Below are 16942 nucleotides of genomic sequence, written 5' to 3' on the forward strand. Positions count from 1 at the left end.
TTGTTGATTTCAACATAGCGGGTCTTTTCGGTCTCAAAAGTCAACAAATTTCGTGACTTGGCAAAAAGCCACTCATACTCCCTGCATGCTGGGGTATTACCTATTGCAACCAAGGGGCACAGCATCCTAACAGAAGAAATCTGTGAGCAACGGCAAACGAAGAGGACGCACGATGACAACCAACGACATTACCCCGGTGATCCTGTGTGGTGGATCAGGGACACGTCTTTGGCCGGTCTCGCGCAAGAGTTTCCCCAAACAGTTTATCGATCTGATCGGCGAAGGCAGCCTTTTCCAACAATCTAGCAAGCGTTTGTCCGGTCCAGGATTTGCCGAGCCCATTGTTGTGACCAACTCCGACTTCCGGTTTATTGCGACACAGCAGTTACACGATGCCGGCATAACGCCAAACACCGTTCTCATTGAGCCAGAAGCCCGCAACACCGCGCCTGCACTACTGGCGGCTGCGCTTGTTGCAGCAAAGCAAGATCCGGAAACCCTGATGCTTGCGGCACCATCTGATCACTATATCACGCAGGCTGAAGTGTTCTGCGAAAACGTGCGGAATGGCGTAGAGGCCGCGCGCGCGGGGCAGATCGTAACCTTTGGCATTCATCCGGACAAACCCGAAACCGGTTATGGTTACCTTGAACTGGGCGAAGGCGTCATTGACGGTGCCATGCCACTCAGGCGGTTTGTTGAAAAACCGAAATTGGCCGAGGCAGAACGCATGTTGAAGGCCGGTGGATACCTTTGGAATGCGGGCATCTTCATGTATGCTGCACGGACGTTGATAGACGCTTTTACGATGCACGCACCTGAAATGCTGGCCCGGGTGACAGCATCGGTTGACGCCGCAAAACCCGATCTCGGCTTTCTGCGGCTGGATCCTGAGGCATGGGAAAAATGCGAAGATATTTCCGTGGATTTCGCCATCATGGAAAAGGTCGATAACCTGAGCGTTATCGCCCACGACGGAGACTGGTCGGACATGGGCGGCTGGAATGCAGTGCATGCCCATGCGGAAAAAGACGAAAATGGCGTTGCGCTTCAGGGGCGCGCCCACGCCGTGGAATGCAAGGATACCCTGCTGCGCTCTGAGTCCGGTGCAGTGCAATTGGTCGGCCTTGGCCTTGATAATATTGTCGCGGTTGCCATGCCTGACGCGGTGCTTGTTGCGGATCGAAGCCGGACCTCGACCTTGGGTGATGTTGTCAAACAAATGCGTGCCGCTGCGGTTCCCCAAGCAGACAGTTTTCCCAAAGATCATCGACCCTGGGGATTTTTCGAAACATTGATTCTATCCAATAGTTTTCAGGTGAAGCGCATCGTGGTGAACCCCGGAGCCGCCCTCAGCCTGCAAAGCCATGAACACCGCTCGGAACACTGGATTGTGGTAGTGGGCACTGCCAAGGTCACCGTTGGACCGGACCGCGACAATCTGGATGTCAAAATGGTACACCAGAATGAATCTGTTTATATTCCTCTGCACGCCATTCACAGGATGGAAAATCCCGGTGATGTTCCGATGGAATTGATCGAAGTTCAGACCGGCAGCTATCTGGGCGAAGACGACATTGTGCGCTACGAAGACGTCTATTCCCGGGGGCAAGGGGCCAAAGGTTAAACCCTATCTCAGAAAATCCTTGAGATAGCGGCCATAATCGTTCTTTTCGAACAATTCGGCACGCTTCATCAGGTCTTCATCGCTGATCCAGCCCTGTTCATAGGCAATTTCTTCAAGGCATCCGGTTTGCAGCCCCTGGCGTTGGGTCAAGGTCCGCACAAAGTTACCGGCGTCCAGCAGGCTCGTATGTGTGCCTGTGTCCAGCCAGGCATATCCGCGCCCCATCCGATTCACACGCAATGCGCCCTGCGCCAGATACATCTCAAGCAACGTGGTAATCTCAAGCTCCCCCCGTGCGGAAGGTGTCACCTCGCGCGCCAGTTTCGGCGCATCCGCGTCAAGGAAATAAAGTCCTGTGACCGCATAGTTCGACGCCGGCTTTTTCGGTTTTTCAACAATGGTTTGGGCAACGCCTGCCCTGTCAAAACCGACCACGCCATAACGTTCAGGGTCAGCCACATGATAACCAAAAACCGTACCGCCACTGGTCTGTTTGTCCGCTTCCGCCAGAATCTCGGGCAGCCCGTGGCCGAAAAAGATATTGTCACCCAGAACCATTGCCGAAGGCGCACCGGCCAGGAAATCTTCGGCCAGAATATATGCCTGCGCCAAACCATCCGGCGACGGCTGCACAATATAGGTCAGTGAAATACCCCATTGGCTACCATCACCCAACGAGCGTTGAAACTGTGCCTGATCTTGCGGCGTTGTGATCATCGCGATTTCGCGGATGCCGGCCAGCATCAGAACCGAAATCGGGTAGTAAATCATCGGTTTATCGTAGATCGGCAGCAGTTGTTTACTGATCCCGATAGTGATCGGATACAGACGGGTACCGGACCCGCCTGCCAGAATGATGCCTTTGCGATTGGTCATTTTACTGCTCCGAGTTCTGTTAGAATTTCGGTGAGGCCAGATCGCCAGTTGGGACGATCGATGCCGAATGTATCCAGGGTGGTTGTGCAATCCAGACGAGAGTTTAATGGCCGATTGGCTGGTGTCGGATAGGAAGTGGTTGGAATGTCCGTCACCACACAGTTCAGCCCGGCCTGATCGAAAATCGCACGGGCGAAATCGGCCCAACTGCAATCGGGTGAACCAGCAAAATGATAGGTCCCCGATTTTTCGGGGCTTTTTATCAACTGGTGCGCAATGTTGTGGCAGGCCCGTGCGATATCTTTGGCCGCAGTCGGTCCGCCAAGTTGATCCGCCACAACATTCAATTCTGATCTCACCTCCCCAAGACGCAGCATGGTTTTGACAAAGTTGCTGCCATGCGCCGAGACCACCCAGGACGTGCGCAGGATCGCATATGCAGCGGCCTCAATCCGCACTTTTTCCTCGCCCGCCAATTTGGACCGTCCATATGCACCAAGAGGTCCAGTCAGATCAGCCGGATGATGCGACGTGTTACCCTGGCCTCGGAATACATAATCGGTTGAAATCTGTACAAACGGAATGCCCAACGCCGCGCAGTCACGCGCCATCACGCCAGGTGCATCCGCGTTGATCAAAGTGGCCAGGGCTTCTTCTTCCTCTGCCTTGTCCACCGCAGTATAGGCTGCGGCATTGATCACCGCTGAGGGTGTATAGGCATGAATGGCATGCGAGCATTGCTCGGGCGCTGTCAGATCCGCATCATCGCGCCCAAGGCAAATTACATCGGGAAATTTCGCAAGCTCCTGCGCGACCTGTCCGGTTTTTCCGATTACCAGAATACTCACGCCTTGACCCCTAACCGCTGGCCAACGCCATCGCGCGCCTGCAAGGCCCGCCACCAGGCTTCATTGTCCAGATACCATTGCACGGTCCGCTCCAGCCCTTGTTCCAGAGTCACGGATGGTCGCCAGCCAAGTTCATCACGAATACGCGCCGGATCAATCGCATAGCGCAGATCATGCCCGGCGCGATCTTCGACAAAGGTGATCTGGTCTGAATAGGGTGCTGCCTTGGGGCGTTTCTCATCCAATATCGCGCAGATGGAGCGCACCAAATCTATGTTGCGGGCCTCATTCTCGCCGCCGATATTGTAACTGCGGCCCAGCGCGCCTTTCTCAAGTACCAGCAGCAAAGCGTCCGCATGGTCTTCGACATAAAGCCAGTCCCGCACGTTCAATCCCTCACCGTAGACGGGAATATCCTTGCCCGCCAGCGCATTCAGAATGACCACCGGCACCAGCTTTTCAGGGAAGTGGTAGGGGCCATAGTTGTTGGAACAATTGGTCAGTACGACAGGCATGCCGTATGTCTCTGCCCATGCGCGTACTAAATGATCGCTTGCCGCTTTGGACGCGGAATAGGGGGAACGCGGATCATAGCTGCTGGTTTCGCTAAACATGCCCGTCGCACCCAATGAACCATATACCTCATCCGTCGAAATGTGGTGAAATCTGAACCCCTCGGGCTTCCCTGCATTGATCCAATAGGCACGCGCTGCTTCAAGCATATTGTAGGTGCCAGTGATATTGGTTTCGATAAAATCTCCAGGCCCATCGATGGACCGGTCTACATGGCTTTCAGCGGCAAGGTGCATCACTGCATCAGGCTTGTGCTGCGCAAACACATGATCCAATGCCGCGCGATCGCGAATATCAACATGTTCAAAGGCATAAAGTGGGTGGTCCGCAACGCCAGCCACATTTTCCAGACAGCCAGCATAGGTCAGCGCATCAAGGTTCACGATTTCATGCCCACGGGCGATTGCCAGCCGCACAACTGCTGATCCAATAAATCCAGCACCACCTGTCACAAGGATCTTCATACCGAACCCTCGATCGAGAAGGGGCTATCGAATGTCGCCATCAAAGGCGCATTATTGTCTTTGTCCGACAAAACCGCATTCCCGCTCAAACCCCAGTCAATTGCGAGGTCAGGATCATCAAACCGCACCGCACCATCACATTGGGGCGCATAATAATCGCTGCACTTATAGATGATTTCAGTATCTGCCACACGCGTTGCAAAACCATGAAGAAATCCTGCAGGAATGAGCAATTGCAGCCCGTTTTCAGCGGTCAGTTCATAGCCGACCCACTGACCGTAGGTCGCCGACCCCTTGCGCACATCTACCGCTACATCAAACAATGCTCCTCGGCCGCAGCGTACCAGCTTGGCCTGGGCATGGGGTGGCGATTGAAAGTGTAATCCGCGCACCGTGTTTACGGCCGCTGAAACCGAATGGTTGTCCTGCACAAATTCAATGTCGATGCCGTGATCGGCCATCTTCTTGCGGTTCCAGCTTTCACAAAAAAAACCGCGTGCGTCACCGAAACGCGGCGGGTTCACCAAAACGACTCCTGGCAGCGTTGTCTGCGTTATAAAGTCCACCAAAATGCTCCGTCCCTGATCGGCTGTGTCAGAACCCATCAATACAAGGGACGAAGCGATTTGACGCCGCTTTTACGGCTTTTTCTTGGTTTTCTTTGGCGGTGTTGCCTCAGCATTCTTACCCGAGTTCAAATCTTCGCCGCATACCTGCGCCAGAACCTCCGCATCACTGATACCCAGTGGAATTTGAACCTCGCCCAGTCCGGGCAGGTTGGCGGTACGATAAGTAGGTAATTCAAATGGGCTGTCGGTCATCTTACTTCCCCAAAGTAGCCAGAGTGAACAAACGGTTCGATCCCAAGCGGTTTTCCAAATACAGTGTCGGTGTCGGTCCTGCGACATCGATGGCAATGTTGATGCCACCTGCAGGTCCCGTGGTTCCGGTCAGTGCACCAGTGAAATAATTCAGGGTACCGGGTGGATTCACAAACATTTCGCCAAAATTGTTCACACCGGTCAACGTTCCGGTGATCGAAAACATGAAATACCGACCTTCCAGATTCACGCTCAACCACATCAGGATGCGCGAGGGGTTGGACCAGGGGATGCTCATAGACCAAGCTGAATCATTCAGAATAAACACGTCCTGAAAATATGACTGCCCACTGGGGAACTGCACCGCGCCCGTGCCCGCCTCGGTACGGATTGCAGTTTGGTAATTGTTTCCATTTGCGCTGACCTTGATCTCAAAATTGTCACTGCCCGCTGTACCCATCTCGGCGCGACCACCAAAACCCGTTTGAAACAAAACGCTCGCAGTATCTGTTGCTGCTGCTTTGTTCAATTTGAGTTGATGACCACCGCCGGCGTTGTTGAACAATGTCGCATCGGAAGACACAGCCAGTTTGTTGGTGTTATCTGCCGTCGTGTTAACACCAACCGCCGGCACATTTTGCAGGTCAATGGCACCCCCACCGCCCGACGGTTGCCAATCGCTGCCGTCAAAGCGTACTTCTTCACCGCTGCCCGCGATATCTGCGCGCCATCCAACATTCGGCACAAAGAATTGCCAGGTATTGTCGACCCAGACTGCAACATTCTGCTCTTGCCCCGCCCAGGCACCCGTTGCGGAGTCAGCGACGATAAAGCGATCCCCTTCCGCCGTCTGGCCCGGTGGGCTGGTGAGTGTTGTGCTGATCACGCTTAACTGCGTGACCGCATCCAATATTCGCAGTGCCTCATTATGGGTCACGTGCTTTTGTGCCTGTGCCGGTTGAATATAGGGCAACGACAAAGTCGGGGAGGTCTGAGACATGGGCAGTCCTTTGTAAGATGAATGAACTCTCAATGCCGCGGACCCTGTGATAGGGAAGTGAACATTCCAAGACAGTTGCGTCCGTATCTTTTCAATTTGACGCAACATTGAACCTCTAAAAACTGCGATACTGGCCGCAAAGCTGCCGCTTTCTGATCATGCAGCATCCGCGAAGGCAGCGCAAAACAGACCTGCACTACAGAGGTTGGAACAATGGTCAGAGCAATTTTTACAAATCACGGATCGTTAAACTCGGTCGAGGAATTCGGGCTCGTTGGGTTGAACGACATAACGGTTGTCCACGCGGCAAGAGGTCCGATGCTTTTTGCTGCAACGCGTGGAAATGGCTGGTTGTCCAGTTACGATCTGGGCAATGGTGCAGGCGATTCCTCGCTTGAACAACAATGGCATATCGCCCCGAACCTGTTGCAACTTGAAACCACAGATCTGGTGGTGCGCGAAAATGACGGGATTCAACACCTTTACATGGCGGGTCTGAACAACAGTCGATTAACCGGCGTTCTGCTTGACCGCGACGGCGGCGGCACACCCATCGATGGCGGCATCACCTATACCGTCCCCGGTCGGAATCTGAGCGGGCTGAGCGAGATGGAGCTGATTGGCGACGGCAATTCTGGTCTTGCTGCGCTGCGCACGGGAGGACTGGTCAACATCTCCTTTGGCGAAGGAAATGTCATGAACATGACCAACATCAACCAGGGTCGAACCATGCAAGGCGAACGCGCGACCGACATCACCACCGCCCGGCATGACGGTCAGACCTTTGCCTTTGTCACATATCAAGGTCAGGATACCATCAGTATGTTTCGCCAAGCAAACAATGGCACCATGCAACACCTCAATGATGTAGATGCAGGTGACGGGTTTTGGGTTGATCGCCCTGGTGATCTCACCGTCACCACTGCGGCGGATGGCAGACTCTATGTTGTGGTCGCCGGGTCTGGCAGCGATTCACTCTCGACATTTTCCGCAACACAGCAAGGCTTGGTTCCCGTTGATCATTTGGTGGACAGCCTTGGCACGCGGTTTGCAGATGCCAGCCATGTGACCAGCATTGCACTTGGAAATCAGAACTTTGTCCTTGCCGCAGGTTCCGACAATGGGATCAACTTGTTCACTGTTCTGCCCGGTGGTCGGTTGCAACATATAGACGCCATGCCTGCCGAGGCACATACCCCGTTACGCGGCATTACCTCGATCGATGCGATGGCGACTCCCGAAGGATTGCGGTTTTGGGTGGCAACCGAAGGGGCACCTTATCTTGCCGAGTTTTCGATCGCATTACCCAACTTAGGTGTAAACCTCGGGGCAAGCGCTGAGGGCAGCACGTTGAATGGCAGTGTCGGCGACGATGTTCTAGCGGGTGCATCAGGTGCAGATCGACTCAACGGCAATTTCGGCAACGACATCATTCTCGACGGTGCCGGACAAGATACCCTGCGGGGCGACGGCGGGCTTGATACCTTTGTCTTCGTCGAAGACGGTGCCCGCGATGTTATCCTCGATTTTCAATTGGGGTTTGATCGTATTGACCTTACCGATTTTAGCCAGGTCAGTGGCATTGGCGGCATGCATATTCAGTCTCGAAGTTGGGGTGCCGAATTCCGGGTGGGTGCCGAAGTGCTGGAAGTCCGATCATCTGATGGTTCACGGTTCTATGCCAGCGACTTTGACGACACCAATCTATTACAGGGAGGGCGAATTCAAACGGATCCCGCACTCTACCCCGGTGACAGCAGCACGCCTCGCCCCGACCCGAACCCAGGGCGGAGTGTGAACCCCTGCGACATTGACCCGAACACGCTGACCCCTGCCTGGCAGAATGATCCCAAATTCAGCCTGAACAGAGGACCGAATGATAATGGCGGCACCAATGGCAATGACAGTATCTCAGCTGGTAGCGGGAATGACCGGGTGTTTGGTGGTTTGGGTCATGACACCCTGCATTCCGGAACTGGCCGCGACGCCGTGAACGGTGAAGGTGGCAACGATTGGATAAATGGGGGAAATGACGCGGATTTCCTGCTTGGCGCAGCCGGTTTCGATACCATCCTTGGCGGCAACGGGCATGATACTATCTCGGGCGGCACCTATGCTGATTCCCTCTCCGGTGGTGCCGGCAACGATATACTTTTGGGCGGTGATGGCTTTGACCGCATTGAAGGGAATGCCGGAAATGACCGGGTCTGGGCGGGTGCCGCCCCCGACCGCGTCTGGGGTGGTGACGGCAATGATTGGATAAGCGCCGGCAGCAATTTCGGTTATAGCGTCGACGGCATTTTTGGCGAAGGTGGTAATGACACGCTATTCGGAAATGCCGGATTTGATTTGCTGAATGGTGGTGACGGTGATGATGTCCTCGATGGCGGGCATCAATCCGACAATCTCTATGGCGAGGATGGCAACGACATCCTGTTAGGGGGTCTAGGCTTTGACAGATTGTTTGGCGGTCGCGGCGACGATCGCATCTTTGGTGGTGATTCAGGTGACGGTTTGTTCGGACAGCAAGGCAACGATACCATGTGGGGCGGCGAAGGCGGAGACCGTTTCTTCGGTGGGCATGGTAATGATATTATCGACGGTGGTGCCGACCGAGATACCATCTACGGCGGTGCCGGTTTCGATACGATTATCGGCGGTGAAGGCAACGATTTGATATTCGGCAGCTTCAACGCCGATGAGTTCTTGTTCGCCAGTGGCCATGGCAATGATACCATCGCTGATTTCGACGCCTCCAGCGCGAACGAAGTTATTGATCTGTCCCATATGGACGGCTTTGATCGGTTTGCCGACGTTGTGAGTGCCGCACGACAGTCCAGTCAGGACGTTGTGATCAATACGGGTGGCGGCAATTCGATCCGGCTCAGCAAAACCAACCTCAATGATCTTGATGAAAACGATTTTGTATTTTGACGCAGCTCACGACATAGGTGACGTATGACTTTCAACAAAGGCTAGAATTGAGGGTTCTGTTATGAAGGTGAACGAAATTGTCATTCTTCATCTAAAATGCGTCGATGCAACCGAGGCCAAACAGTCCAGTTTTCCGGAAGTCCTGAAAACGAATATCTATCAGGCTGCCCGTTCAAGATCCTCAAAGACACGATCAACCAAACCGGCAAAGGCCTGTGCTTGATCTTTGAAACCGGCAACGGGGAAAGGCGCGCGTTCTCGTTTTCCGGATTTCAAGATCGCACTTATTTGCTTCCGCAAAATCTCGGGTGGTGCAGCAATGGGGATCAACTTGTCTTTAGGGATCGCCCCATGTTCGACGCTGCCCCCGCTGTCGGTTTGCACTACGGTTATCCCTCGTGCCAGGGCTTCGCGGATCGCCAATCCAAAGGTTTCTTTCCACTGTGACATAAAGAGAAGAACATCAATTTCAGCGTAAAAATCATCCATGTTCGCTTGTTCAAAACGTGGATATATTTGCCAGTCACCTTGCATGTTTTTCAGATCCTGCGCGTGCCACCATGACTTGTTCAAACTACCTTCGACAACCAAACCCCGAAAATCTTCATGTTCAATACCGGCAAAGGCCTGTTTGATTTGTGGCCAGCCCTTGATCTGGGTGGGACCGCCAATATAGCCGAAGGTGGTCCGTTGGTCTTTCATTCGTCGTGATTTCTGTTTGGCAAAAAACGCTGCTTCGGGTGGTTTTATCCCGTTTTCCCAAACCACACCCCGACCCTGCGCGAAACCAGATGCTTCACAAAGGTCCTTTGCAAAATGCGAAGGGTAAGTCACCAGAGCCACCTTTTCACCCATCCTTTGCAGATGATTAAAGCGCGTCTTGGCAGCCCAGAAATTATCAACGCAGCCTTTGCATTTGTCGATCGTTACTGGTGATTGACTACAATACTTCCCATCTAACCCGATCATGAATTGCCGCTCACAAAGCCACCAGAAGTCATGGACACTCAAAATCACAGGCACATTCGAAGCCTCGGCCGCAGTGATGATGCCGGTACCGATTTCCTGAATACAATGGGCATGCACCAAATCGGGTCTCAGCGTGTTGATCAGCTCCGCCAACCGCGCCGTGATTTCAGGGTTTTCGTACATGTCTCCATACGATCGCTCTGCCGGCATATTTATGAGGTAATTTACAATACCGTCTTTCTGGCTTTTGATGATCGCATAATGTGCAAGCTCGCGTCTGGAACAGAGCGACACAACCGTAACCCGATACCCGCCCTGTTGCACCAATGCATGTGCAACCTGTTCGGCAACCACGGTTGCGCCCCCATAACTGAAGGGAGCGAAAAACACGTTTGCCAATAGAACATGGCAAGTGTTCATGCTTCTACCCATTCGATCAATTCGGGCGCAATAATGTGGGGCAAGTCAGATGCTTGCCACCGTTTCTCCAAGTTTTTACGCGCCCTGCGTCCCATCTCCTTTGCGGCTTTCGGATCGGCGGTCAGTTCACGCAGTGCTGCAATCCAGTCCTGGGTATTTCGAGCGATAAATCCTGTTTCCTCTGCTTGAACCACCGCAGGTAGATCACCCACATTTGCGACAATTGATGGGACAGCCACCGCAGCGGCATCCAAAACCCGCACTGCACTTTTACATCTGTTGAATGCATCATCACAAAGCGGCATCAAGGTGCAATCGGCCACTGCCAATGAAGCTAGGTATTGGTCATAATCCCTGAACTTCACCTTTTCGACCTGCCGCTCCAGACCTTCAGGCAGATGCGAATGATCATAATGGCCTATCAGCATCAATCGTCGGTTGGGATCCGCCAAAATAAATTCCGAAAGCGGTTCAATGATCTCTGCCAAATCCACCTCGTGACCCTGGGATCCACTTGCAAAGGCAACGCGAAACAACCGGTCATCGATTACCGCCTCCGCTTTCGCTTTTGCGCCGGATATCAATGTTTGTGCATCTGCAAAATTACGTCTGATGTGCACCGGGCGCCCCGTATAGAGAGTGGTATGAATTGCCATGCCGGGTGTAGACACCGACAATAAATCAGCGCCGTTCATCATATTCAGATACTTCGGTGCCGCCGCAAGAAAATGCGCCTTCATGTCCGGATCCAGAGATTCCATATTGCGGTAAGTTTCATAGGCCGAAACAGAAAACAGCGGATCATCAAGGTCATACAGGATCGGCAATCGCAGCCGCCTTGCCTCGTATCGGATCATCTCAGCGGTCGGCCCAGTTTGCAGCCGATATTCCATCAGATGGGTCGCGTTCTGCATGATCCGCACCGCACGCGGGATGTCCTGAAAGTGAGCGTATTCAAATTCCACACCCCGGCCACGCCAAAACGCAGCGAGTTGTTCAACCCGGTATTTACGACACTGCGGAAGGTTCAAGTCTGCAACCATCGCGATCTGACGCCGCCCCTGATTAAGACTGGGTGCCTCCAAGATATGAAAGGCATTCTGTTGGGCCAGTGTTTTCCAGATACCATGCAAATATTGTTCGGAGCCTTGCGGTCTGGTCCCGCCAGAAGAATAAGTCGTGAGGTGACCCAATCCTCTGATACGGCGGTAAATATAATTAATCGAACGTCGTATTGCAGACCTTGCCCCCTCTTGCGAAACTGTGGATGTAAACCGTCTGACCAGCGTCAGAATAGGCAGGTTTATCACAAAGCTTCTCCTTGAAACGACATCCGCGGTGATAGCTAATTGACGAGCCTTAATAATTTGTGAACGTTTTTGCCTTGTGGTGGGCAGCAAATGACACCTCAAAACGATTTCACAGATCAGATGCCAAAGGTCACCATTTTGATGGGGGTTCACAACGGTGAACGTCACTTGCGCGCGCAACTGGACAGTATCGCGGGACAAACCCATCGTCATTGGCGGCTGGTCTGCAGTGATGATGAATCGACCGATCGCAGCCTAGTGATTTTGCGCCGGTTTCAACAGGAATGGCCCGATTTTGTGACCATCTTGAAAGGCCCGAAAACAGGCTTTTCTGACAACTACATGTCCTTGATCCGGCAATTGCGCCCTGATGCCGGTTTTGTCTGCTTTGCTGATCAGGATGACATCTGGTTACCGAACAAGATCAGCCGCAGTTTACAATCGCTTTGTCGGTTTGGTGCAATGCCCGCACTTTACTGTGGACGTCAGTACCTTTGGTATCCTGACGTTAATCGGCGCATTATGTCACCCCGGATGACCCGCCCGTTTACCATCCAGAATGCACTTGTCGAAAACATTGCAACAGGAAATACAATCATGCTCAACCCTCGGGCAGCGGCGCTTGCTCAGCGGGCAACCTGCCGTGTGGGACAGGTTTTTGCGCATGACTGGTGGCTTTACTTATTGATCACAGCCACCGGCGGAAAGATCTGTTTTGACAATTCAGCACCCGCAATCCTTTATCGGCAGCATGCTGAAAACGCGATAGGGGCTGGCAGGGGGGCAATTTCACAGATCAAACGTAAATACGGCGTTTTACAGGGTTTGTTTGCGCAGCGAGTGGAAGGAAACCTGCAAGCTCTGAATGATATTGCGGATCTTGTAACCCCGGCAGCAGGCGACATCTGCCGACAATTTGCAAAAGCACGCCGTCACACAGGAATCGCCAGACTACGGGCGCTGCGAGGTATTTCACCTTACAGACAACACCGTGCCGGTTCTCTGGGTTTTTGGGGAGCAGCGAGCCTTGGCAGAATATGATCGTAAACCCAAGATCATGTTAGTCGGCGGTGATGGTCGACCGTCAGGTGTACCGCGCCATATCCTGCATCTGGCCACTGCTCTGCGAGAGACCGCTGAAATCACCGTGATCAGCGACCATGACAAAGGGGGATTCACCGCGCTGAAGCAGATGAACATACGTCACATCGTTATTCCCGGTCTCACCAACCGATTGTCCTTACCCCACATCTGGCGCGGTGTCTCGGGGTTATTACATATGTTGCGCGATGAAACCTTTGACCTGATCTGGGTTCATTCCCGGTTACAGGTATTAACCTGCCGACTTCTCCTCGCCTTTCGTATCTGGAGACCTGTCTGCCCAATTGTTTTTACGCATCATGGTCTGCCTTATGGGCGCGGGTATCACCCTTTGGTACACCGTCTGTGCAAGAAGCTGGAAAAAACGCTGATCGCGACCTGTCCCCCTCAGAACCTTGTCTTTCTCACACACCGGATGGCGGGATGGATGGCACGGGATGCGCGTGCCAAACAACTCGCCCGACACAACGTTTACATCTTGCCCAATTGCTCTGATCTTCGACCTTTGCCGCATCATATCGACAGACGGATCAAACGGCTTGTCATGACCGGTCGCACAGGAAGGCAAAAAGACCTTGATTTCGCGATAAGGCTATTCATGCATCTGCCCGACCACTTTCGGTTAACACTCTGTGGTCCGGGAACTGATGACCCCGCATTTCAAGCGCATGTCGCTGGGCTGACACCCGGGTCTATATTCAGAAGGATCACTTTTACCGGACCTTTGAGTGATGCACGCGAACCCCTTCGCACGGCTGATGCCTACCTGCTCACCTCTAAATATGAAGGAACCCCCATCGGGGCGCTTGAGGCATTTGAGGCCGGCCTTCCTATCGTCTTGCGTGATTTCGATGGAGCTGACGATCTGATCTCAAAACATCCCTGCGGCCTTTTATTGGGCAGTGCAAATCTTGCAAAAGAGGCAGAGCGCGTGATCGCATTGCTGGATTTTTTTGATCGGGATGCACAGGCACTTCGCACCGAAATCAAGGAAGTCTGGCGCACAAACTGGTCCCCTGTGATTTTCGAAGGCAACGCCAATGCCCTTGTCCGATCAATATTGAACAGATCTACCGTCGCGGTGGCATCGTCAGGTTGTATTCGTGATGATCCAGAGCTGCGTCCAGATCGTCATAAAAGTGCAGTTGCCCATGCTCCAGCACCGCCGCCATATTGCAAAGACGTCGCACCATCGGCGGGGAATGTGTGACCACGATAGCGCCTGAAGTTTCGTTGCGCTTGTCAAAAACCTGTACGCTTTTATGCCGAAACGCCCCGTCACCAACAGAGGTCACTTCGTCCACAAGATAGGTATCAAACGGAATGCCCATCGACACGCCAAAGGACAACCGAGATTTCATGCCAGCTGAATATGTGCGCAGGGGCATGCGGAAATGCGCGCCTAGTTCTGCGAAATCCTCAACAAAACTGACCAGATCGTCACAATCCACTCCGTAAAGGCGGGCAACAAACCGGGTATTCTGCACGCCAGTCAAATCAGGGTGAAATGATCCCTGAAACGCGACAGGATATGAAATTGTACCTGTAGACAATACCCGCCCCGAGGTTGGCCGGATTGTTCCTGCAATCAATTTTAACAGCGTACTTTTCCCCGCGCCGTTCCGGCCCAACAATGCCACGCTTGCCCCCGTTGGGAATGTCGCCGTAAGGTTTTCAATGATAGTCTGTCGACCCTTCCGCATGGGAAAATACTTGGTCAGGTTTTCCAAATATATCATTGCCGTTGCTCAGCTTCGGTCGCGAAGGGAATAATAGGTCAGACAGAGGATCGACCAAGTGAAAAAACAAAATAGCGCGATAAGCGCGAGGATCAGTTTACGTCTGGGAAATTGCGCCTGCTCGGCTCGTGTCGGTTTAACATGCGCCGCCAGATATCGACTTTGTTTTCGAACTTCGGCCAGCGCGGAATCATGCGCTGCGAGCGAAGCCGTATATGCTGTTTCGGCGAACTCTCGGTCTACGATCAGCCCTTCGTATTCACCCACAAGGTTGGCAAAGGCATCACCACTTTCCTTATCTGTACCCAACCCCAAATTTCCGCGCTCTGAGTTAATTCTTGCTTGAATAACTTCGATGCGGCGCTTGGCCTGGGTAATCCGTGGATCGTTTTCCCGTGTGGTATCTTGCAATAAGTCGTAGGTGATCAATGCATCGGCCAATTGTTGTTGCAAGGTTACCAGTAGACCCATCTGGTTTTTTGTATCAATGCTGGGGTCAACAATCTGGGTCCGGTTACGAAACTGCGTCAATGCACGTCTGGCTTCCTTCAGGCGTTGCACTGCATTGCCTAATTCCTCGCGGGTAAAACGAATCGAATCTTCCTGCGCGATACGCGACAGGCTGTTGATCATGGCTGTGCATTCATCCAGGATCGCCTGCGCGATACGCTGCGCATCTGCAGGGTCAAAAGCCAGCACCTCCAGGTCGATCAAACCTGTACTACTGTCATAAACGATCGAGATCTTTCGTTCCCAATGGGCTTGCAAATCTTCGATCGTTCCTGCGGCATCAAATGCGAAAACAGGGTCGATCTCTGGACTTACCCGCGACCAGATTGCCCGCAGGTCAACTTTCCGGTCTATCCGCGATACCAGTTCCTGACTGGATAGATAGGCAAACAAAATGTCCGTGTCAGAAGAATCAGAGCCGGAAAGTTCGGTGATTCCTCCCAGCAATTCAATTGCCGAACTCTGCTTTTCCGTGCGCACGGAAAAGGCGACGCGAGAGACAAACTGATCTGCGGCCTGTGTCCACAGATAATAGCCGGCCAAAATAATCGGAGCGATCACGAGTATCATGAAAGTGAACACCAGAAACCGATGCCGTATACGTGGACGGGCGCGGCCCGCAGGTGGTTTAATGTCAAATTCGGGAATGTTAGGCGATTGTTTAGGTGGTCGCGACAGCACTGTCGGTTCTGGTGCTTGCGGAGACTGAGGCACGTGCTGTTGTTGTGATGGTTCAACCGCGGATGAACGCTTTAGGTGTCGGATCTTGCCAATCTGTCGAACATTATCTGGGGAACCATTCGGCATACACATTAACTTTTTGGTTGTATTTCTAAAACATTATGCCCGGTAAGGTTAATTTTTTGTAACCTTGATTAGCTACGAGGTTACCTGTGCGCACACCCCCCGATCTTCCTATTCATCTTCGGCCTCAGGCCGAAATTTCGACAACCCCGCGGGCGATTGGCGCTCTCGTCCTTCGCGAAATCGCAACAACCTACGGTCGTTCGCCGGGTGGTTATCTCTGGGCGGTTCTTGAACCTGCTGCAGGCATAACGCTTCTGACTCTTGTCTTTTCAATCGGTTTCCGCACACCACCTCTCGGAACTAGTTTTGCGTTGTTCTATGCTGCGGGGATCCTTCCGCTGATGATGTACACCGATGTATCGACTAAACTGGCGCAAACGATCCAATTCAGTCGTGCCTTGCTCACCTATCCCAGAATCACGTTTCTGGATGCCTTGATTGCCCGGTTCATCCTGAGTTTTCTAACCCAGATGATGGTGCATATCATCGTGTTGGGGTTTATCCTGATCGTTCTCAAACCCAAAACAACACTGGATTTTTCAAAGATTGGGCAGGCCTATTTATTGACGCTTGCCCTGGCGGTCGGCATTGGCACACTCAACAGTTTTCTGACCCTCGCCTATCCGATCTGGCACACTGCCTGGTCAATTCTGAACCGGCCATTGTTTCTGGTTTCCTGTGTGTTCTTTATCTTTGAAAGTGTTCCACAGCCCTATTCGGACTACCTTTGGTTAAATCCGATCGTACATATCGCGGGCCTCATGCGCGACGGGTTCTATCCGTTCTATCAACCTTCCTATGTCTCTATCGTTTATCCTTTGGCCATTGCCGCCCTCACCACAATGTTAGGGCTATTCCTATTGAACCGCTTTCATCGGGACATTTTGGACAAGTAAGATTCGCTTAATCTGAGTTAACGCAAATTTAAGATAAACTGTGCGGT

General features: G+C 52.7%; 14 protein-coding genes and 1 pseudogene. 5 read left to right on the plus strand and 10 right to left on the minus strand.

Going from position 1 to position 16942, the window contains the following annotated elements:
* Positions 1 to 172 precede the first annotated feature (172 nt).
* Positions 173 to 1627, plus strand: coding sequence for a mannose-1-phosphate guanylyltransferase/mannose-6-phosphate isomerase (locus OS190_RS01310; protein ID WP_267156853.1), 1455 nt, complete (start codon positions 173 to 175; stop codon positions 1625 to 1627).
* 3 nt (positions 1628 to 1630) lie between these two features.
* On the opposite strand, the gene rfbA is transcribed toward OS190_RS01310, so the two are convergent.
* From rfbA to OS190_RS01340, 6 genes are all read right to left on the minus strand, one after another.
* Complete coding sequence (gene rfbA / locus OS190_RS01315; protein ID WP_267156854.1) at positions 1631 to 2503, minus strand: glucose-1-phosphate thymidylyltransferase RfbA; 873 nt, start codon at positions 2501 to 2503, stop codon at positions 1631 to 1633.
* Positions 2500 to 3351 carry a dTDP-4-dehydrorhamnose reductase gene (gene rfbD / locus OS190_RS01320; protein WP_267156855.1) on the minus strand — a complete coding sequence of 284 codons (852 nt, stop codon included), beginning with the start codon at positions 3349 to 3351 and terminating at the stop codon, positions 2500 to 2502. Before rfbD ends, rfbA begins: the two co-directional genes overlap by 4 nt.
* Positions 3348 to 4388, minus strand: coding sequence for a dTDP-glucose 4,6-dehydratase (gene rfbB / locus OS190_RS01325; RefSeq protein WP_267156856.1), 1041 nt, complete (start codon positions 4386 to 4388; stop codon positions 3348 to 3350). The genes rfbD and rfbB overlap by 4 nt, the downstream gene beginning before the upstream one ends.
* Complete coding sequence (rfbC, locus tag OS190_RS01330; RefSeq protein ID WP_416237358.1) at positions 4385 to 4954, minus strand: dTDP-4-dehydrorhamnose 3,5-epimerase; 570 nt, start codon at positions 4952 to 4954, stop codon at positions 4385 to 4387. Before rfbC ends, rfbB begins: the two co-directional genes overlap by 4 nt.
* Positions 4955 to 5026: 72 nt before the next feature.
* Complete coding sequence (locus tag OS190_RS01335; RefSeq protein ID WP_267156858.1) at positions 5027 to 5209, minus strand: hypothetical protein; 183 nt, start codon at positions 5207 to 5209, stop codon at positions 5027 to 5029.
* Position 5210: 1 nt separating this feature from the next.
* The gene (locus OS190_RS01340) at positions 5211 to 6209 is read right to left on the minus strand and encodes a DUF2793 domain-containing protein (protein ID WP_267156859.1); all 999 of its coding nucleotides are present in this window, start codon (positions 6207 to 6209) and stop codon (positions 5211 to 5213) included.
* A gap of 213 nt (positions 6210 to 6422) precedes the next feature.
* On the opposite strand from OS190_RS01340, the gene OS190_RS01345 reads away from it, so the two are divergent.
* A complete protein-coding gene (locus tag OS190_RS01345) occupies positions 6423 to 9143 on the plus strand; it encodes a calcium-binding protein (protein ID WP_267156860.1) in 2721 nt (906 codons plus the stop codon).
* A 159-nt stretch (positions 9144 to 9302) separates the two neighbouring features.
* Here the strand turns inward: OS190_RS01345 and OS190_RS01350 are convergent, their stop codons facing one another.
* Entirely contained in the window at positions 9303 to 10532 is a 1230-nt protein-coding gene (locus OS190_RS01350) for a glycosyltransferase (protein ID WP_267156861.1), read from the minus strand.
* On the minus strand, positions 10529 to 11842 hold the full coding sequence (locus tag OS190_RS01355; RefSeq protein WP_267156862.1) for a glycosyltransferase: 1314 nt from the start codon (positions 11840 to 11842) through the stop codon (positions 10529 to 10531). The genes OS190_RS01350 and OS190_RS01355 overlap by 4 nt, the downstream gene beginning before the upstream one ends.
* 90 nt (positions 11843 to 11932) lie before the next feature.
* Between OS190_RS01355 and OS190_RS01360 the strand changes: the two genes are divergently transcribed.
* Positions 11933 to 12883 (plus strand): glycosyltransferase, encoded by a 951-nt coding sequence (locus OS190_RS01360; RefSeq protein WP_267156863.1) that lies wholly within the window; start codon positions 11933 to 11935, stop codon positions 12881 to 12883.
* Positions 12884 to 12899: 16 nt separating this feature from the next.
* Positions 12900 to 13934 (plus strand): annotated as a pseudogene (locus tag OS190_RS01365) (glycosyltransferase family 4 protein); the annotation flags it as partial.
* Between the two features lie 79 nt (positions 13935 to 14013).
* Here the strand turns inward: OS190_RS01365 and OS190_RS01370 are convergent.
* Positions 14014 to 14682 (minus strand): ABC transporter ATP-binding protein, encoded by a 669-nt coding sequence (locus OS190_RS01370; protein ID WP_267156864.1) that lies wholly within the window; start codon positions 14680 to 14682, stop codon positions 14014 to 14016.
* Positions 14683 to 14691: 9 nt separating this feature from the next.
* Positions 14692 to 15762 (minus strand): KpsE/RkpR family capsule polysaccharide export protein, encoded by a 1071-nt coding sequence (locus tag OS190_RS01375; RefSeq protein ID WP_267156865.1) that lies wholly within the window; start codon positions 15760 to 15762, stop codon positions 14692 to 14694.
* Positions 15763 to 16085: 323 nt separating this feature from the next.
* Here OS190_RS01375 and OS190_RS01380 point away from each other — a divergent pair, with 323 nt between their 5' ends.
* On the plus strand, positions 16086 to 16895 hold the full coding sequence (locus tag OS190_RS01380; RefSeq protein WP_267156866.1) for an ABC transporter permease: 810 nt from the start codon (positions 16086 to 16088) through the stop codon (positions 16893 to 16895).
* The last annotated feature ends 47 nt before the right edge of the window (positions 16896 to 16942 follow it).

This window comes from Sulfitobacter sp. F26204 (assembly GCF_026410305.1).
Lineage (GTDB): Bacteria > Pseudomonadota > Alphaproteobacteria > Rhodobacterales > Rhodobacteraceae > Sulfitobacter.